This window comes from Streptomyces tanashiensis (assembly GCF_014648895.1).
GTDB lineage: Bacteria > Actinomycetota > Actinomycetes > Streptomycetales > Streptomycetaceae > Streptomyces > Streptomyces tanashiensis.
Genome location: NZ_BMRZ01000003.1, coordinates 787,013 through 804,895 on the forward strand (window position 1 = coordinate 787,013; position 17,883 = coordinate 804,895).

The following is a 17,883-nucleotide window of genomic DNA, read 5'->3' on the forward strand; positions in this document are numbered from 1 at the left end:
GACCATGCCGAGCAAGATCGCCGGGACGCGCCGGCCTTCCGCCGTACGCGGCGGAGGGCGGGCCTCCGCGACCCCGCGGCGTGGGCGCGGCGGAGGCGTACGGGGGCTGTACGAGCGGGTCCGCAAGGCCTGGGACCGGCCCCTCACGGCGTACTACGTGATCATCGGCGCGGGCCTGCTCATCACCACGCTCGGCCTGGTGATGGTCTACTCCGCCTCGATGATCACGGCGCTCCGCTACGACCTGGTGCCCTCCTACTTCTTCCGGAAGCAGTTCTTCGCCGCGCTCCTGGGCACCGGACTGCTCCTGGTCGCCTCACGGATGCCGGTCAAGCTGCACCGGGCGCTCGCCTACCCGATCCTGGCCGGCGCGGTCTTCCTGATGGTCCTCGTGCAGATCCCCGGGATAGGGCACGCGGTCAACGGCAACCAGAACTGGATCTCGCTCGGCGGCCCCTTCCAGCTCCAGCCCAGCGAGTTCGGCAAGCTGGGGCTGATCCTGTGGGGGGCCGATCTGCTCGCCCGCAAGCAGGACATGCGGCTTCTGACCCAGTGGAAGCACATGCTGGTGCCGCTGGTCCCCGGAGCGTTCATGCTCCTCGGACTGATCATGCTCGGCGGCGACATGGGCACCTCGATCATCCTCGCGGCCATCCTCTTCGGCCTGCTCTGGACGGCCGGAGCGCCCACCCGGCTCTTCGTCGGCGTGCTCGCGGTGGCCGGTGCGATCGGTGTGCTGCTCATCAAGACGAGTTCGAACCGGATGAAGCGCTTCGACTGCATCGGCGCGACCGATCCCGGTGGCGAGGGAGCCCCCTGCCTGCAGGCCGCGCACGGAATCTATGCTCTGGCCTCGGGCGGATGGTTCGGTTCCGGACTCGGTGCGAGCGTCGAGAAATGGGGCCAACTGCCTGAAGCGCACACCGACTTCATCTTCGCGGTCACCGGTGAGGAACTGGGTCTCGCGGGGACGCTGTCGGTACTCGCCCTGTTCGCGGCTCTAGGCTATGCGGGTATCCGCGTGGCCGGAGGCACGGAGGACCCCTTCGTGAGGTTCGCCGCGGGAGGTGTGACCACCTGGATCACGGCTCAGGCCGTGATCAACATCGGTGCGGTGCTCGGCCTGCTGCCGATCGCCGGTGTCCCGCTCCCGCTGTTCTCCTACGGAGGGTCGGCCCTGCTGCCGACCATGTTCGCCGTCGGGCTCCTCATCGCCTTCGCGCGACAGGAACCCGCCGCGAAAGCGGCCCTGGCCATGCGCCGCCCCGGCTGGGGCAAGCGGGTCGGGAAGAGATGGAAGTCGATGCGACGGCGCGTCAAGAAGCGCCCGTCCGGAGAGCGGTGAATTTCGGTGCATGTCGTACTCGCCGGTGGGGGGACCGCCGGCCACATCGAGCCCGCGCTCGCCCTCGCGGACGCCCTGCGCAGGCAGGACCCCAGCGTGGGGATCACGGCGCTCGGCACGGAGAAGGGTCTGGAGACCCGGCTCGTGCCCGAGCGGGGCTACGAGTTGGCGCTCATCCCCGCCGTACCGCTGCCCCGCAAGCCCACCCCCGAGCTGATCACCGTCCCCGGGCGGCTGCGCGGCACGATCAAGGCGGCCGAGCAGGTCCTGGAGCGCACCAAGGCGGACTGCGTGGTCGGCTTCGGCGGCTACGTGGCCCTGCCGGGCTATCTGGCGGCCAAGCGCCTCGGGGTGCCCATCGTGGTCCACGAGGCCAACGCCCGGCCCGGCCTGGCCAACAAGATCGGTTCGCGGTACGCGGCCGGGGTCGCCGTCGCCACCCCGGACAGCAAGCTCCGCAACGCCCGTTACATCGGCATCCCGCTGCGGCACACCATCGCGACCCTCGACCGGGCGCGCGTACGGCCCGAGGCGCGCGCCGCCTTCGGCCTGGACCCGAACCTGCCCACGCTGCTCGTCTCCGGCGGCTCGCAGGGCGCCCGGCGGCTCAACGAGGTGATCCAGCAGATCGCCCCGGTGCTCCAGCGCTCCGGCATCCAGATCCTGCACGCGGTCGGCCCGAAGAACGAGATGCCGCGGGTCGACAACATGCCCGGTATGCCGCCGTACGTGCCGGTACCGTACGTGGACCGGATGGATCTCGCGTACGCCGCGGCCGACATGATGCTCTGCCGCGCGGGCGCGATGACCGTCGCCGAGCTCTCCGCCGTCGGGCTGCCCGCCGCGTACGTCCCGCTGCCCATCGGCAACGGCGAACAGCGGCTCAACGCCCAGCCGGTGGTCAAGGCCGGCGGTGGACTCCTCGTCGACGACGCGGAGCTGACGCCGCAGTGGGTGCAGGGCAACGTCCTGCCCGTACTGGCCGATCCGCACCGGTTGTACGAGATGTCCCGTGCCGCCGCCGAGTTCGGCCGCCGGGACGCCGACGACCTGCTCGTCGGCATGGTGTACGAGGCCATCGCCGCCCGCCGGCAGGCGTAGCGGGGGACTAGGGAGACGCCAGGTGGCAGCCGGACCGACGACCGCGGAGAAGAGCGGTGCCAGAAAGCCGAAGGGGTCGTCGGAGCGGTCGTCCGGCACCGGCACCCGGAACCCCCGGTTCCGGGTGCCCGCCCCCCGGCTCCTCCTCGTGGTGCTCGGCCTCGTCGCGCTCGTCGCCGGCGGGGTCTGGGCGCTCTACGGATCGACCTGGTTCCGTGTGGAACGTGTGAAGACTTCCGGCACCCGGGTCCTGACACCGGCCGAGGTCGAGGCGGTCGCGGCCGTCCCGATGGGCGCCCCGCTCGTCACCGTCGACACCGACGCGATCGAGGCCCGGCTCCGGCGGGGGCTCCCGCGGATCGAGTCGATCGACGTCGTGCGGTCATGGCCGCACGGAATCGGGCTGAAAGTGACGGAACGGAAGCCCGTTCTCCTTGTCGAAAAGGGTGGAAAATTCACTGAAGTGGACTCGACGGGACTGCGGTTCGCCACCGTCGACACCGCGCCCCGCGGCGTCCCCCTGCTCGCCCTCGACAGCGCCTCCTCACCGAGCCTCCGCCGCTTCGACGCGGACCGGCTGCTCCAGGAGGCGGTGCGCGTCCGGGGTGAACTCCCGGCGGAAATCGCCCGGGACACTCGTGTCGTGCGCGTCACCTCGTACGACTCCGTCACTCTGGAGCTGACCAGGGGCCGAACGGTCTTCTGGGGCAGTGGTGAGCACGGCCCGGTCAAGGCCCGGGTGCTGACCGCCCTCATGAAGGCCACTCCCAAAGCGGGGCACTTCGACGTAAGTGCCCCCACGGCCCCCGCCTCGTCCGGAAGTTGACGGGCATCTCCGCTGGCCAGCACCCTGGTTGGCCAGCGCTACGGGTGATCACATAGGGTGAAAAGAAAAACGGGAGGTTCGGCGTGTTCGTTGAACGTGCGCCACTTGTCGACTTAGTGTCCTGTTCGGAAGAGTCCAGCGAACAGAGACACTGGTAACCCTAAACTTCAACGTTAGGGTTTGGGTCGGCGTTTCGGACCGTCCCAATCGGCATCCGTCGGAGCGGCGCGACCAACCGCGCAGCGACGACACGTAACTCGAGGCGAGAGGCCTTCGACGTGGCAGCACCGCAGAACTACCTCGCAGTCATCAAGGTCATCGGTGTCGGCGGCGGTGGTGTCAATGCCATCAACCGAATGATCGAGGTCGGTCTCAAGGGCGTCGAGTTCATCGCGATCAACACCGACGCGCAAGCGCTGTTGATGAGCGACGCCGACGTCAAGCTCGACGTCGGCCGTGAACTCACCCGCGGCCTCGGGGCCGGGGCCAACCCGGCCGTCGGTCGCAAGGCGGCAGAGGACCACCGTGAGGAGATCGAGGAGGTCCTCAAGGGGGCCGACATGGTCTTCGTCACCGCCGGCGAAGGCGGCGGCACCGGCACCGGCGGCGCGCCCGTCGTCGCCAACATCGCGCGCTCGCTCGGCGCCCTGACGATCGGTGTGGTCACCCGGCCGTTCACCTTCGAGGGCCGCCGTCGCGCCAACCAGGCGGAGGACGGCATCGCCGAGCTCCGCGAAGAGGTCGACACCCTCATCGTCATCCCGAACGACCGGCTGCTGTCGATCTCGGACCGCCAGGTCTCCGTGCTCGACGCCTTCAAGTCGGCCGACCAGGTCCTCCTGAGCGGTGTCCAGGGCATCACCGACCTCATCACCACCCCGGGTCTGATCAACCTCGACTTCGCCGACGTCAAGTCGGTCATGTCCGAGGCCGGTTCGGCGCTCATGGGCATCGGCTCCGCCCGCGGCGACGACCGCGCGGTGGCGGCGGCCGAGATGGCGATCTCCTCGCCGCTCCTGGAGGCCTCCATCGACGGCGCCCGCGGCGTGCTGCTCTCCATCTCCGGCGGCAGCGACCTCGGTCTCTTCGAGATCAACGAGGCCGCGCAGCTGGTCAGCGAGGCGGCCCACCCCGAGGCCAACATCATCTTCGGCGCCGTCATCGACGACGCCCTCGGCGACGAGGTCCGGGTCACCGTCATCGCGGCCGGCTTCGACGGCGGTCAGCCGCCGGCCCGCCGGGACAACATCATCGGCTCGGTCTCGGCCAAGCGCGAGGAGCCGGCCCCGGCGCCCCGCGTCACCGAGACGTCCCGCCCGCTGGGCGGCCTCGGCACGGTCGCCCCGCGCGAGGAGCCGGTGTCGATCCCGGTCGAGCCCGCCCCGGTCGTCAACGAGACCCCGCTGACGCCCGCCCCGCCGGTCGTCCCCCCGGCCCGTCCGTACGCGGACAGCCAGGCCGAGGAGCTGGACGTCCCGGACTTCCTGAAGTGATAGGACAGCGCTTCGACGCGAACGGCGCCCACTTCGCCTTCACCGACCGGTGGGGCGGGGTGAGCGCCGTTCCGTACGAGGAGCTCAACCTCGGCGGAGCGGTCGGGGACGACCCCGGGGCCGTCCTCGCCAACCGGGCGGCGGCCGCCGGGGCCCTCGGGCTCGACCCGGCACGGGTGGTCTGGATGAACCAGGTCCACGGCGCCGGGGTCGCCGAGGTCGACGGCCCGTGGGGGGACGGGGAGATCCCGTCCGTCGACGCGATCGTCACCGCCCGGCCCGGACTCGGCCTCGCCGTCCTCACCGCGGACTGCGTCCCCGTCCTCCTCGCCGACCCGGTCGCCGGCGTCGCGGCCGCCGCCCACGCCGGGCGGCCCGGCATGGTCGCCGGAGTCGTCCCCGCCGCCGTCGAGGCGATGGCGAAGCTCGGCGCCGACCCCGCCCGGATCGTCGCCCGCACCGGACCCGCCGTCTGCGGCCGGTGCTACGAGGTGCCGGAGACGATGCGCGCCGAGGTCGCGGCCGTCGAACCGGCCGCGTACGCGGAGACCTCCTGGGGCACCCCCGCCGTCGACGTCGCCGCCGGAGTGCGCGCCCAGTTGGAGCGGCTCGGGGTCCGGGACATCGAGGACGCCGGGGTCTGCACCCTGGAATCGCGCGACCACTACTCGTACCGCCGGGATCGCACCACGGGGCGACTCGCGGGATATGTCTGGTTGGACTGAGAAGAGACATGACGGACCGCAAGTCGGAACTCGCCGCGAACCTGGCCCAGGTGGAGGAGCGCATCGCCGCCGCGTGCGCCGCCGCCGGGCGCGCGCGGGAGGAGGTGACCCTGATCGTGGTCACCAAGACCTACCCCGCGAGCGACGTCAGACTCCTGCACGAGCTCGGGGTGCGGCACGTCGCCGAGAACCGGGACCAGGACGCCGCCCCGAAGGCGGCGGCCTGTGCCGACCTCGATCTGACCTGGCACTTCGTGGGCCAGTTGCAGACCAACAAGGTCAGATCTGTGGTGGGTTATGCCGATGTGGTGCAGTCTGTCGACCGCTTGAAGCTCGTTTCCGCTCTCTCCGCGGCCGCGGAGAAGGAGGGCCGCGAGCTCGGCTGTCTCCTCCAGGTCGCGCTCGACGCCGAGTCCGGCGAGCGGGGCGACCGAGGCGGCGTCGCACCGGACGGGGTCGAGGAGTTGGCCGCGGCCGTGGCCGCCGCCCCCGGACTGCGGCTCGACGGACTGATGACCGTCGCCCCGCTCGCGGGGGAGTACGCCGGCCGGCAACGCGCCGCCTTCGACCGGCTGATGGATTTGTCGACTGTCCTGCGCGCGACCCGTCCTGCTGCGAACATGGTGTCAGCAGGGATGAGTGCGGACCTCGAGGAGGCCGTCGCAGCCGGGGCGACACACGTACGCGTCGGTACGGCGGTACTCGGTGTCCGCCCGAAGCTCGGGTAACGTCGCGAAGCAAGTCGGACCACAGCAGAAAATATGGTCATTCCGCAGAACGGCGGGGTGGCCCGTGGATCGCCGGCACTTGGTGACAAGGCCGATCCACCACAGAGCGGAGGACTCAGAGCATGGCCGGCGCGATGCGCAAGATGGCGGTCTACCTCGGCCTCGTGGAGGACGATGGGTACGACGGCCGGGGCTTCGACCCCGACGACGACTTCGAACCCGAGCTGGAGCCGGAGCCCGAGCGCGACCGGCGCCACACCCCCCCGCGTCAGGTGGAGCGCGAGGAGCCCGTGCGAGTGGTGCAGCCCCCGGCCCCCCGGGAGCCGATCGCCCATTCTGTCCCGGTACTCGCCGAAAGCGGACGTCCGGCCCGAATTGCCCCCGTGGCATCCATCACACCCGAACGTCCGAGCCTGGAGAAGAACGCACCGGTGATCATGCCCAAGGTCGTGTCCGAGCGGGAGCCGTACCGCATCACCACGCTGCACCCGCGGACCTACAACGAGGCCCGTACCATCGGGGAACACTTCCGTGAGGGCACCCCGGTGATCATGAACCTCACGGAGATGGACGACACGGACGCGAAGCGACTTGTCGACTTTGCCGCCGGACTCGTCTTCGGGCTCCATGGCAGCATTGAGCGCGTGACGCAGAAGGTGTTCCTGTTGTCGCCTGCTAACGTCGATGTCACGGCGGAGGACAAGGCCCGGATCGCAGAGGGCGGATTCTTCAACCAGAGCTGAGAACACGAGAACCGGACGGACCGGCCGCGAAGCGGCCGGACAAGCGAGAGCACGAAAGCCAGGGGAGAGGGAAACGCGGGATGGGCGTCGCACTACAGGTGGTCTACATCGTGCTGATGTGCTTCCTCGTCCTCCTGATCGTCCGGCTTGTCATGGACTACGTCTTCCAGTTCGCCCGTTCATGGCAACCCGGTAAGGCGATGGTGGTCGTCCTTGAGGCCACCTACACTGTCACCGATCCACCGCTCAAGCTTCTGCGGCGACTCATCCCGCCGCTGCGTCTCGGGGGCGTGGCACTCGACCTGTCCTTCTTCGTTCTGATGATCATCGTCTACATCCTGATCTCCATCGTGAGCAGCTTCGCGAGGTGATGGTGGAGGGACAAGTGGACGATACGGTCTTGCCGACTGCCGACGACTACGTAGAGGTGAAGAAGAGATGCCGCTGACCCCCGAGGACGTGCGGAACAAGCAGTTCACGACCGTCCGCCTTCGAGAAGGCTATGACGAGGACGAGGTCGATGCCTTCCTCGATGAGGTCGAAGCCGAACTGACCCGCCTGCTCCGCGAGAACGAGGACCTGCGCGCCAAGCTGGCCGCCGCGACGCGTGCCGCCGCGCAGAACCAGCAGCAGGGCATGCGCAAGCCCCCGGAGCCGCAGGATCGTCCCGTCGGTCCCGGCGCGCCCGTGCCCGCCGCCATATCCGGTCCGCCGGCACAGCAGCAGCCGCAGATGGGCCCGCCGCAGCTGCCGTCCGGTGCCCCCGCGCTTCCCCCCGGCCCCATGCAGGGCGGCCCCATGCAGGGCGGGCCCATGGGCCCCGGCCCGATGCAGGGTGGTCCCATGCAAGGCGGTCCGATGGGTCCCGGCCCGATGCAGGGCGGCCCCATGGGTCACCCGCAGCAGCAGATGCAGCCGCCGATGCAGCAGCAGCAGCCGCAGCAGGGTCCCGGTGGCGACAGCGCCGCGCGTGTCCTCTCGCTCGCCCAGCAGACCGCCGACCAGGCGATCGCCGAGGCGCGCTCCGAGGCCAACAAGATCGTCGGCGAGGCGCGTTCCCGCGCCGAGGGCCTGGAGCGGGACGCCCGCGCCAAGGCGGACGCTCTTGAGCGGGACGCGCAGGAGAAGCACCGCGTCGCGATGGGCTCCCTGGAGTCCGCCCGCGCCACGCTGGAGCGCAAGGTCGAGGACCTGCGCGGCTTCGAGCGCGAGTACCGCACGCGTCTGAAGTCCTACCTGGAGTCGCAGCTGCGTCAGCTGGAGACCCAGGCGGACGACTCGCTGGCTCCGCCGCGCACCCCGGCCACGGCCTCCCTGCCGCCGGCCCCGTCGATGGCCTCGGCGGGCGCGAGCGCGCCGTCCTACGGCGGCAACGGCGCGATGGGTGGTGCCCCGTCCATGGGCGGTGCCCCGTCCTACGGCGGCCAGCAGCAGATGTCCCCGGCGATGACCCAGCCGATGGCTCCGGTCCGGCCGCAGGCGCCCCAGCCGATGCAGCAGGCGCCGGCGCCGATGCGGGGCTTCCTGATCGACGAGGACGACAACTGACGCGGCGGGTTCACGCGTGCTGAGCGCGTAGCCGTCGGCAGTCTTGAAGGGCCGGTTCCCCTGGAGGAACCGGCCCTTCGGCGTACCCGCCGTTGTGGGCTGCGCCCCTTGCCCGTGTGGGCAATTGTCCCGCTGGGCGGGACGGGTGGGCACACGGGACGGCGCCCTTCAGCGGCGCCTCCGCGTTCCGCGCCTGGACCCGCACCACCAGTGCACTGCACGAGGGGTGCGGGTCCAGGCTCGGGAGCCTCTGGCGCCGGCAGGGGCGCCGTTCCGTTGTGCCCACCCGTTCCGCCCCGGCGGAACGCATGCCCACAACGGGCGGGGTGCAGCCCCGCGGGGTGCAGCCCGTAACGCGAAGGGCCCGGCACCAGGGTTGGTGCCGGGCCCTTCGGGGAGGGTTACGCCTTGCGGAGGCGGAAGGTGAGGGTCAGGCCCTCGTCCTCGAAGGCCGCACCGAACGTGTCGTCGGCCGCCCCCTCCGCGTAGTCCGTGGACAGGACCTCGTCCGCGATCAGGTCCGCGTGGGCCGTCAGGGCCTCCGTCGTCTCCGGGGACGTGGAGGTCCAGCGCAGCGCGATGCGGTCCGCCACGTCGAGGCCGCTGTTCTTGCGGGCCTCCTGGATCAGGCGGATCGCGTCACGGGCCAGGCCCGCGCGACGGAGCTCCGGGGTGATCTCCAGGTCCAGGGCCACGGTCGCGCCCGCGTCGGAGGCGACCGACCAGCCCTCCCGGGGGGTCTCCGTGATGATGATCTCCTCCGGGGTGACGGTGATGTCCTCACCGTTCACCGGGAGCGTCGCCTCGCCGGAGCGGAGGGCCAGGGAGAGCGCCGCCGCGTCGGCCGCGGCCACCGCCTTGGCCACGTCCTGGACGCCCTTGCCGAAACGCTTGCCGAGCGCGCGGAAGTTCGCCTTGGCCGTCGTGTCGACGAGCGAACCGCCGACCTCCGACAGGGAGGCGAGCGACGAGACGTTCAGCTCCTCCGTGATCTGGGCCTGGAGCTCCGGCGACAGGGCCGCGAAGCCCGTCGCAGCGACCAGGGCGCGGGACAGCGGCTGGCGGGTCTTGACGCCCGACTCGGCGCGCGTCGCCCGGCCCAGCTCCACCAGCCGGCGGACCAGGAGCATCTGCTCGGAGAGGGTCTTGTCGATCAGGTCGGAGTCCGCCTCCGGCCAGGTGGCGAGGTGGACCGACTCCGGGGAGTCCGGGCTCACCGGCACCACCAGGTCCTGCCAGACCCGCTCGGTGATGAACGGGGTCAGCGGGGCCATCAGGCGGGTGACCGTCTCGATGACGTCGTGGAGGGTGCGCAGCGCCGCCTTGTCGCCCTGCCAGAAGCGGCGGCGCGAGCGGCGCACGTACCAGTTGGAGAGGTCGTCGACGAAGGACGAGATCAGCTTGCCGGTGCGCTGGGTGTCGTACGACTCCATCGCCTCGGTCGTCTCGGCGACCAGCGTGTTCAGCTCGGACAGCAGCCAGCGGTCGAGGACCGAGCGGTCGGCCGGCGCCGGGTCGGCCGCGCTCGGCGCCCAGCCGGAGGTGCGGGCGTACAGCGCCTGGAAGGCGACCGTGTTCCAGTACGTCAGGAGCGTCTTGCGGACGACCTCCTGGATCGTGCCGTGGCCCACCCGGCGGGCCGCCCACGGCGAGCCGCCGGCCGCCATGAACCAGCGGACCGCGTCGGCGCCGTGCTGGTCCATCAGCGGGATCGGCTGGAGGATGTTGCCCAGGTGCTTGGACATCTTCCGGCCGTCCTCGGCGAGGATGTGGCCCAGGCAGACGACGTTCTCGTAGGACGACTTGTCGAAGACGAGGGTGCCGACCGCCATCAGCGTGTAGAACCAGCCGCGGGTCTGGTCGATGGCCTCGCTGATGAACTGCGCGGGGTAGCGGGACTCGAAGAGTTCCTTGTTCTGGTACGGGTAGCCGTACTGCGCGAACGGCATCGAGCCCGAGTCGTACCAGGCGTCGATGACCTCCGGCACGCGGGTGGCGGTCTTCGAGCAGCTCGGGCACGGGAAGGTGACCGCGTCGATGTACGGGCGGTGCGGGTCGAGCTCGGACTGGTCCGTGCCCGTCAGCTCGGTGAGCTCGGCGCGCGAGCCCACGCAGGTGAGGTGGTCGTCCTCGCAGCGCCAGATCGGCAGCGGGGTGCCCCAGTAGCGGTTGCGGGAGAGCGCCCAGTCGACGTTGTTCGTCAGCCAGTCGCCGAAGCGGCCGTGCTTGACCGACTCCGGGAACCAGTTGGTCCTCTCGTTCTCCTGGAGCATGCGGTCCTTGACCGCGGTCGTACGGATGTACCAGGACGGCTGCGCGTAGTAGAGCAGGGCCGTGTGGCAGCGCCAGCAGTGCGGGTAGCTGTGCTCGTACGCGATGTGCCGGAAGAGCAGGCCGCGCGCGTCCAGGTCGGCGGTGAGCGCCTCGTCGGCCTTCTTGAAGAAGACGCCGCCGACCAGCGGGACGTCCTCCTCGAAGGTGCCGTCGGGGCGGACCGGGTTCACGACCGGCAGGCCGTACGCCTTGCAGACCTTGAGGTCGTCCTCACCGAAGGCGGGGGACTGGTGGACCAGACCCGTGCCGTCCTCGGTCGTGACGTACTCGGCGTTGACGACGTAGTGCGCCTCGGCCGGGCTGTGCTCATCGCTTCCCTCGCGGGCGCTCGGGAAGTCGACGAGCTCGAAGGGGCGCTGGTAGGTCCAGCGCTCCATCTCCGCGCCCGTGAAGGACTCGCCCGTGGTGACCCAGCCCTCGCCGAGCGCCTTCTCGACCAGCGGCTGGGCGACGACGACCCGCTCGTCGCCGTCCGTGGCGACCACGTAGGTCACCTCGGGGTGCGCGGCGACGGCCGTGTTGGACACGAGGGTCCAGGGCGTCGTCGTCCAGACCAGGAGCGCCGCCTTGCCCGCGAGCGGGCCGGACGTGAGCGGGAAGCGCACGTACACGGAGGGGTCGACGACCGTCTCGTAGCCCTGCGCCAGCTCGTGGTCGGAGAGGCCGGTGCCGCAGCGGGGGCACCAGGGGGCGACGCGGTGGTCCTGGACCAGGAGGTCCTTGTCGAAGATCTGCTTGAGGGACCACCAGACCGACTCGATGTACGAGGGGTCCATGGTCCGGTACGCGTCGTCGAGGTCGACCCAGTAGCCCATGCGGGTCGTGAGCTCGGCGAACGCGTCGGTGTGCCGGGTCACGGACTCGCGGCACTTGTCGTTGAACTCGGCGATGCCGTAGGCCTCGATGTCCTTCTTGCCGGAGAAGCCGAGCTCCTTCTCGACGGCGAGCTCGACCGGCAGGCCGTGGCAGTCCCAGCCGGCCTTGCGGGCCACGTGGTAGCCGCGCATGGTCCGGAAGCGGGGGAACACGTCCTTGAAGACGCGGGCCTCGATGTGGTGGGCGCCGGGCATGCCGTTGGCGGTGGGCGGGCCCTCGTAGAACACCCACTCGGGGCGGCCCTCGGACTGCTCCAGGGTCTTCGCGAAGACCTTGCTCTCGCGCCAGAAATCGAGCACGTCGTGCTCCAGCGCGGGCAGGTCGACCTGGGCGGGCACCTGGCGGTACTGCGACATCGATCTTCCTCCGGCGGACGGTTCTCTTCCGTCGGAGGGACGAGAGCACTGCTCCCGCGGTACCACCCTCCTTGGCCCCGGACGTGATCGCCCTGAGCCCCCTCATTGGGGTCGCGACGCCGGTTCTAGTCACCGCCCTGCCGGGCGGCTTTCTTCCGACGGCTCCGGGGTGATGCTTCACATCGGGCTCGCCCCCGGGCTCTCACCGTCCCCGGGTCGCTCATGGCTGCTTGCGACGCTACTCGTCCCCATCCAAGCCTTTCGCTCCGCCCAGTGTACGGGGCCCGGAGGGAGGCGGCAGACCGGTTTTTCCGTGACCCGAATGGCCATACGGCCCGTGCCGGACTTCGCGTGCGGCCATGTGGGGGAGGGGAGGGACGGATAAGCGGGCGGGGAGCTGGGCACAACGGAGGCAGGCCCGCCCCGAGGGGAGCGGGGGCGGGTGGGAACGGCGGCGTGCCCCGTTGCCGCGGGCCTTGGGCCGATTTATCGTCCCAGCACGATTCGCGAGCAAGATCACAAAATGTGAAGGGGCCGCGACATGGTGGCGAAGAAGACCGCCGCGAAGAAGACCTCGGCCGCCGGTTCCGCCGGCGCGCCCGAGGTCGCCAAGGACGTGTCCGGCAAGAAGTCGGCGGTCGACGGGAAACCGGTCGCGGTCGCCGGGAAGACGGTCGCGAAGAAGACGACGGCCAGGAAGTCGGTCGCGAAGAAGGCGTCCGCCGGGAAGGCCGCGGCCCGGAAGGCGGCCGTCGAGGACGCGGTCCCCGCGGACGCCGTCGCGGAGGAGGCCGGTGCGGCCTCCGCCCCGAAGACGCCGGCCGGGAAGGCCGTGGCGAAGAAGGCGGCCGCCAGGAGGGCGCCCGCCGCGAAGAAGCAGACAGGAGCCAGGACGGTGGCAGCGAAGAAGACCGCGGGTGGCGTCACGACCGTCGAGGACGAGGCGGCGGTGCCACCGGCGCGCGCCGGTGAGCTCGCGGTGCGGCCCGGCGAGGACCCGTGGACGCCGGAGGAGGTCGCCGAGGCCCGCAACGGTCTCCAGGCGGAGGTGCTGCGGCTGCGCAGCGAGCTCGTCCACTCCCAGGAGGAGCTGACCGGGCTGATGCGGGACTCCGGCGACGGCGCCGGGGACGACCAGGCCGACACCGGGACCAAGAACATCACGCGCGAGCACGAGCTGGCCCTGGCCGCGAACGCCCGGGAGATGCTGGAGCAGTCCGAGCACGCCCTGGAACGGCTCGACGCGGGCACGTACGGCCTCTGCGAGGTGTGCGGCAAGCCGATCGGCAAGGCTCGGATGCAGGCCTTCCCGCGGGCCACGCTCTGCGTCGAGGACAAACAGCGACAGGAGCGGCGCGGCTGACGATCTCGGCTGCCGGTCTCGTACGCCTGTGCCGTACCCTCGGTGCACGGTCAGGCATCGAGGTCGAGGGACTCACTCACGTGGCAGAGGCGGAGCGCATCATCGGTACGCCGGATTCAGCAGGGGCCGACGAGACGGCCGCCCCCGACGGTACGGCCGCTCCCGAGGAGCGGCCCAGGGGCAGGCGCAGGATCGTCGCCCTCTTCGTCGTGGCCGTGCTCGCCTACCTGCTCGACCTCGGCAGCAAGATGCTGGTGGTCGCCAAGCTGGAGGGCCACGAGCCGATCGAGCTGATCGGTGACCTGCTGCGGCTCGACGCCATCCGGAACCCGGGTGCCGCCTTCGGCATGGGCGAGGCCTTCACGATCATCTTCACCTGCATCGCGGCCGCCGTGATCGTCGTGATCATCCGGCTGGCGCGGAAGCTCTACAGCCTGCCCTGGGCGATCGCGCTGGGTCTGCTCCTCGGTGGCGCGCTCGGCAACCTCACGGACCGGATCTTCCGGTCGCCGGGCGTCTTCGAGGGCGCGGTCGTGGACTTCATCGCCCCCGCCCACTTCGCCGTCTTCAACCTCGCCGACTCGGCGATCGTCTGCGGCGGCATCCTGATCGTCCTGCTGTCGTTCCGGGGCCTGGACCCGGACGGCACCGTCCACAAGGACTGAGCCCGAAACCGTGCGGAAGACGAGTTGTCTTCCGCACAAGGCATACTCGACGGGTGAGTACGAGTCCCGAGATCCGCACGCTGCCCGTTCCCGATGGCCTGGAGGGCGAGCGCGTCGACGCCGCCATCGCCCGAATGTTCGGGTTCTCCCGTACGAAGGCGGCCGAGCTGGCCGCCGCAGGGAAGGTCCAGGTCGACGGCTCCGTCGTCGGCAAGTCCGAGCGGGTCAGCGGCGGCGCGTGGCTCGAGGTCGAGATGCCCGGCGCGGCCGCGCCCGTGCAGATCGTCGCGGAGCCCGTCGAGGGCATGGAGATCGTCCACGACGACGACGACATCGTCGTGATCATGAAGCCGATCGGCGTCGCCGCGCACCCCAGCCCCGGCTGGACCGGCACCACGGTCATCGGCGGCCTCGCCGCCGCCGGGTACCGCATCTCCACCTCCGGCGCCGCCGAGCGCCAGGGCATCGTGCACCGCCTCGACGTCGGCACCTCCGGTCTGATGGTGGTCGCGAAGTCGGAGTACGCGTACACCTCGCTCAAGCGCCAGTTCAAGGAGCGCACGGTCGACAAGCGCTACCACGCGCTGGTCCAGGGCCACCCGGACCCGATGAGCGGCACCATCGACGCGCCGATCGGCCGGCACCCGAACCACGACTACAAGTGGGCGGTCACCGCCGACGGCAAGGCCTCCGTCACGCACTACGACCTCATCGAGGCGTACCGGTCGGCCTCGCTGCTCGACATCAAGCTGGAGACGGGCCGCACCCACCAGATCCGGGTGCACATGTCCGCGCACCGCCACCCCTGCGTCGGCGACCTCACCTACGGCGCCGACCCGACGCTCGCCAAGCGCCTCGGCCTGACCCGGCAGTGGCTGCACGCCGTCCGCCTCGGCTTCGAGCACCCGGGCGACGGCTCCTGGGTCGAGTTCGCCAGCACCTACCCCGAGGACCTGCAGAAGGCCCTCGACCGGATCGCGGCGGAGAGCCGGTGACCGCCTCGTACGCCGTCCGTGAGGCGGTCGTCACCGAGGACCGCGAGGCGTGCTTCGCGGTCCGCCGCGAGGTCTTCGTCGTGGAGCAGGGCGTCCCGCAGGAGCTGGAGTACGACACGTACGACGCGACCGCCGTGCATGTGCTCGCGGTCCGCGCGGACGGGGTGGCGCTGGGCACCGGGCGCCTGCTGCACGGGGCGGACGCGGCCGGCAGGACCGGAGGCGACGCTTCGGTGGGCTCGCTCGGCCGGCTCGCGGTCACCCAGGCCGCGCGCGGCCTCGGGGTCGGCGCGGCGCTCGTGCGGGGCATCGAGGACGTGGCGCGGGAGCGCGGTCTGAGCGCCGTCGACCTGCACGCGCAGACCCACGCGCTGGGCTTCTACGAGCGGCTCGGGTACGTGGCGTACGGCCCCGAGTTCCCGGACGCGGGGATGCCGCACCGGGCCATGCGGCGCACACTCTAAAGCCGCCAGCGGGGGCGATTGACTCCAAAACGGACGTACGTGACAGGGTGGGGCCGTGGATCAATTGGCCCTGCTCTTCCTGCTGCTCCTCGGCGCCCTGCTCACCGTCCCCCTGGGTGACCGGCTCGGACTGCCCGCGCCCGTCCTGATGACCCTCGTCGGGATCGCGCTGGCCTTCCTGCCCTTCGTACCGAACGTCGACATCCCGCCGGAGTTCATCCTCCCGCTGGTGCTGCCGCCGCTGCTGTACGCCTCCGTGCAGCGGACCTCCTGGAGGCAGTTCGCGGCCAACAGGCGGCCCATCTTCCTGCTCGCGGTCGCCCTGGTCTTCGTCACCACGGCCGCCGTCGGCGCGGTCGCGCACTCGCTCGTGCCGGGCCTTCCACTGGCCGCCGCCCTGGCGCTGGGCGCCCTCGTCGCCCCGCCGGACCCGGTCGCCGCCACCGCCGTCGCGGGCTCGCTCGGGCTGCCCCGCCGGCTCGTGTCGATCCTGGAGGGCGAGGGGCTCTTCAACGACGTCACCGCGATCGTGCTCTACCACGTGGCGATCGCCGCCGTCGTCAGCGGCTCCTTCTCCTGGCCCCAGGCGCTCGGCGAGTTCGTGCTGTCCGCCGTCGTCGCCGTCGTCGTGGGTCTCGCGCTCGGCTGGCTCTGCAACAAGCTCATCGGACTCCTCGGCGACGCCACCCTGCAGACCGGCCTCACCCTCCTCGTCCCCTTCGTGAGCTACGTCCTGGCCGAGGAGCTGCACGGCTCCGGCGTCCTCGCCGTCCTGATCACCGCGCTCTTCCTGGCCGAGCACGCGGCCGACGCCGACGACGTCATGGGCCGGCTCGCCGGGCAGACCTTCTGGCAGATCGTCGACACCCTCGTCACCGGCATCGCCTTCGGCCTCATCGGCCTGGAGCTCGTGCACGTCTTCGGGGTCGCCGAGGGCCGCGGGTGGGAGATGCTCGGCTGGGGCGCCGCCGTGGTCGGCGTGGTCGTCGGCGTCCGCCTCCTCTGGCTGCTCCCCGCCACCTGGCTGGCGAAGAGGCTGCACACGCTCCGGGACGTCGACGAGGAGATCCCGATGAGCTGGCGGGAGACCGTCGTCATGTGGTGGGCCGGGATGCGCGGGGTGGCCTCGGTCGCGCTGGCGCTCGCCATCCCGCTGCGCACCCACGACGGCGAGCCCTTCCCCGGCCGCGACGAGATCGTCTTCATCGCCTTCTGTGTGATCATCGCCACCCTCGTCTTCCAGGGCCTCACCCTGCCCTGGCTGGTCAAGCGGCTCGGGGTGAAGGCCGACACGGACGCCGAGCGCGCCCTGGAGCGGGAGCTCGCGATCCGTGCCGCGAAGGCGGCCAGGCGCAGGCTCAAGGAGATCGAGGAGGTCGAGGACCTGCCCGAGGAGGTCCAGGAGCGGCTGCTGCGCGGGGCGTACGACATCGGGGCGCGGATCAGCCCCGACATGGTGGACGACGAGCGGCGGGCCGCCTTCGTGGAGCGGACGAAGCGGTTCAAGGCGGTGCAGCGGATCCAGCGGGAGCTGATGTCGGCCGCCCGGCACGAGGTGCTCGCGGCCCGCAACGAGCCCGGCGCCGACCCCGAGGTGGTGGACCGGGTGCTGCGCCACCTGGACGTCCGCAGCATGCGCTGACGGCCGGGCCGCCGGCGGCGGGTGGCAGGATGGGACGCATGGACATCATGCTCTTCCACTCGGCCTACGGGCTGACCCCTTCCGTCGAGGCGGCCGCCGAGCGGCTCCGGGCCGCCGGGCACCAGGTCTGGACCCCGGACCTCTACGACGGCCGGACGGTCGGGACGGTCGAGGAGGGCGTGGCGCTCCGGGACGAGATCGGCAAGGACGAGCTGCTGAAGCAGGCGGTCCTGGCCGCCGCCCCCTACTCCGAGCGGGGCCTGGTCTACATGGGCCTCTCCCTCGGGGCCTCGATCGCGCAGACCCTGGCGCTCGGGGACGAGAAGGCGCGCGGGCTGCTCCTGTTCCACGGCACCTCGGACCTGGCGGAGTCCGCCTCGGTGGACGAGCTGCCGGTCCAGCTGCACGTGGCCGAGCCGGACCCCTTCGAGACGGACGACTGGCTGTCCTCCTGGTACCTCCAGATGCGCAAGGCCGGGGCGGACGTGGAGATCTACCGCTACCGGGGCGCGGGGCACGTGTACACGGACCCGGAGCTGCCCGACTGGGACGAGGAGGCGGCGGAGCGGACCTGGTCGGTGGCGCTCTCCTTCCTCGACAGCCTGTAGGACGGTACGGAAGAGGGGTGTGGCCCCCGGGGAGTTCCCCGGGGGCCACACCTGTGTGCTTCAGGCACTCC

The 17,883-nt window shown here is 71.1% G+C and carries 16 protein-coding genes; 15 read left to right on the forward strand and 1 reads right to left on the reverse strand.

Translation table 11 applies throughout. From position 1 onward, the window contains the following. Positions 1-4: 4 nt before the first annotated feature. The 9 genes from ftsW to IE237_RS14230 all read left to right on the forward strand — a co-directional run bounded on the left by ftsW (position 5) and on the right by IE237_RS14230 (position 8,509). Positions 5-1,345, forward strand: coding sequence for a putative lipid II flippase FtsW (gene ftsW / locus IE237_RS14190; RefSeq protein ID WP_189802266.1), 1,341 nt, complete (start codon positions 5-7; stop codon positions 1,343-1,345). 6 nt (positions 1,346-1,351) lie between these two features. Then, positions 1,352-2,446 carry an undecaprenyldiphospho-muramoylpentapeptide beta-N-acetylglucosaminyltransferase gene (gene murG / locus IE237_RS14195; RefSeq protein WP_030693457.1) on the forward strand — a complete coding sequence of 365 codons (1,095 nt, stop codon included), beginning with the start codon at positions 1,352-1,354 and terminating at the stop codon, positions 2,444-2,446. Positions 2,447-2,468: 22 nt separating this feature from the next. Then, on the forward strand, positions 2,469-3,272 hold the full coding sequence (locus IE237_RS14200) for a cell division protein FtsQ/DivIB (protein WP_189802267.1): 804 nt from the start codon (positions 2,469-2,471) through the stop codon (positions 3,270-3,272). A 278-nt stretch (positions 3,273-3,550) separates the two neighbouring features. Continuing rightward, the gene (gene ftsZ / locus IE237_RS14205; protein ID WP_189802268.1) at positions 3,551-4,765 is read left to right on the forward strand and encodes a cell division protein FtsZ; all 1,215 of its coding nucleotides are present in this window, start codon (positions 3,551-3,553) and stop codon (positions 4,763-4,765) included. After that, positions 4,762-5,490: a peptidoglycan editing factor PgeF gene (gene pgeF / locus IE237_RS14210; protein WP_189802269.1), complete on the forward strand. Its 729-nt coding sequence runs from the start codon at positions 4,762-4,764 to the stop codon at positions 5,488-5,490. The genes ftsZ and pgeF overlap by 4 nt, the downstream gene beginning before the upstream one ends. Positions 5,491-5,498: 8 nt before the next feature. Then, on the forward strand, positions 5,499-6,218 hold the full coding sequence (locus tag IE237_RS14215; RefSeq protein WP_189802270.1) for a YggS family pyridoxal phosphate-dependent enzyme: 720 nt from the start codon (positions 5,499-5,501) through the stop codon (positions 6,216-6,218). 122 nt (positions 6,219-6,340) lie between these two features. Continuing rightward, positions 6,341-6,961, forward strand: a complete 621-nt coding sequence (locus IE237_RS14220) for a cell division protein SepF (RefSeq protein ID WP_030693462.1) — start codon at positions 6,341-6,343, stop codon at positions 6,959-6,961. An 80-nt stretch (positions 6,962-7,041) separates the two neighbouring features. After that, complete coding sequence (locus tag IE237_RS14225; RefSeq protein WP_017238790.1) at positions 7,042-7,332, forward strand: YggT family protein; 291 nt, start codon at positions 7,042-7,044, stop codon at positions 7,330-7,332. A gap of 67 nt (positions 7,333-7,399) precedes the next feature. Continuing rightward, entirely contained in the window at positions 7,400-8,509 is a 1,110-nt protein-coding gene (locus tag IE237_RS14230) for a DivIVA domain-containing protein (RefSeq protein WP_189802271.1), read from the forward strand. A 401-nt stretch (positions 8,510-8,910) separates the two neighbouring features. Here the strand turns inward: IE237_RS14230 and ileS are convergent, their stop codons facing one another. Next, complete coding sequence (gene ileS, locus IE237_RS14235; protein WP_189802272.1) at positions 8,911-12,075, reverse strand: isoleucine--tRNA ligase; 3,165 nt, start codon at positions 12,073-12,075, stop codon at positions 8,911-8,913. Between the two features lie 541 nt (positions 12,076-12,616). Between ileS and IE237_RS14240 the strand changes: the two genes are divergently transcribed. The 6 genes from IE237_RS14240 to IE237_RS14265 all read left to right on the forward strand — a co-directional run bounded on the left by IE237_RS14240 (position 12,617) and on the right by IE237_RS14265 (position 17,812). Further along, positions 12,617-13,438 (forward strand): TraR/DksA C4-type zinc finger protein, encoded by an 822-nt coding sequence (locus IE237_RS14240; RefSeq protein ID WP_189802273.1) that lies wholly within the window; start codon positions 12,617-12,619, stop codon positions 13,436-13,438. An 80-nt stretch (positions 13,439-13,518) separates the two neighbouring features. Continuing rightward, positions 13,519-14,103 (forward strand): signal peptidase II, encoded by a 585-nt coding sequence (gene lspA / locus IE237_RS14245; RefSeq protein ID WP_189802274.1) that lies wholly within the window; start codon positions 13,519-13,521, stop codon positions 14,101-14,103. Between the two features lie 53 nt (positions 14,104-14,156). After that, complete coding sequence (locus IE237_RS14250) at positions 14,157-15,098, forward strand: RluA family pseudouridine synthase (RefSeq protein WP_189802275.1); 942 nt, start codon at positions 14,157-14,159, stop codon at positions 15,096-15,098. Next, on the forward strand, positions 15,095-15,562 hold the full coding sequence (locus IE237_RS14255) for a GNAT family N-acetyltransferase (RefSeq protein ID WP_189802276.1): 468 nt from the start codon (positions 15,095-15,097) through the stop codon (positions 15,560-15,562). The genes IE237_RS14250 and IE237_RS14255 overlap by 4 nt, the downstream gene beginning before the upstream one ends. A gap of 55 nt (positions 15,563-15,617) precedes the next feature. Further along, positions 15,618-17,204 (forward strand): Na+/H+ antiporter, encoded by a 1,587-nt coding sequence (locus IE237_RS14260; protein ID WP_189802277.1) that lies wholly within the window; start codon positions 15,618-15,620, stop codon positions 17,202-17,204. Between the two features lie 38 nt (positions 17,205-17,242). Beyond that, positions 17,243-17,812, forward strand: a complete 570-nt coding sequence (locus IE237_RS14265; RefSeq protein WP_189802278.1) for a dienelactone hydrolase family protein — start codon at positions 17,243-17,245, stop codon at positions 17,810-17,812. Positions 17,813-17,883: the final 71 nt, after the last annotated feature.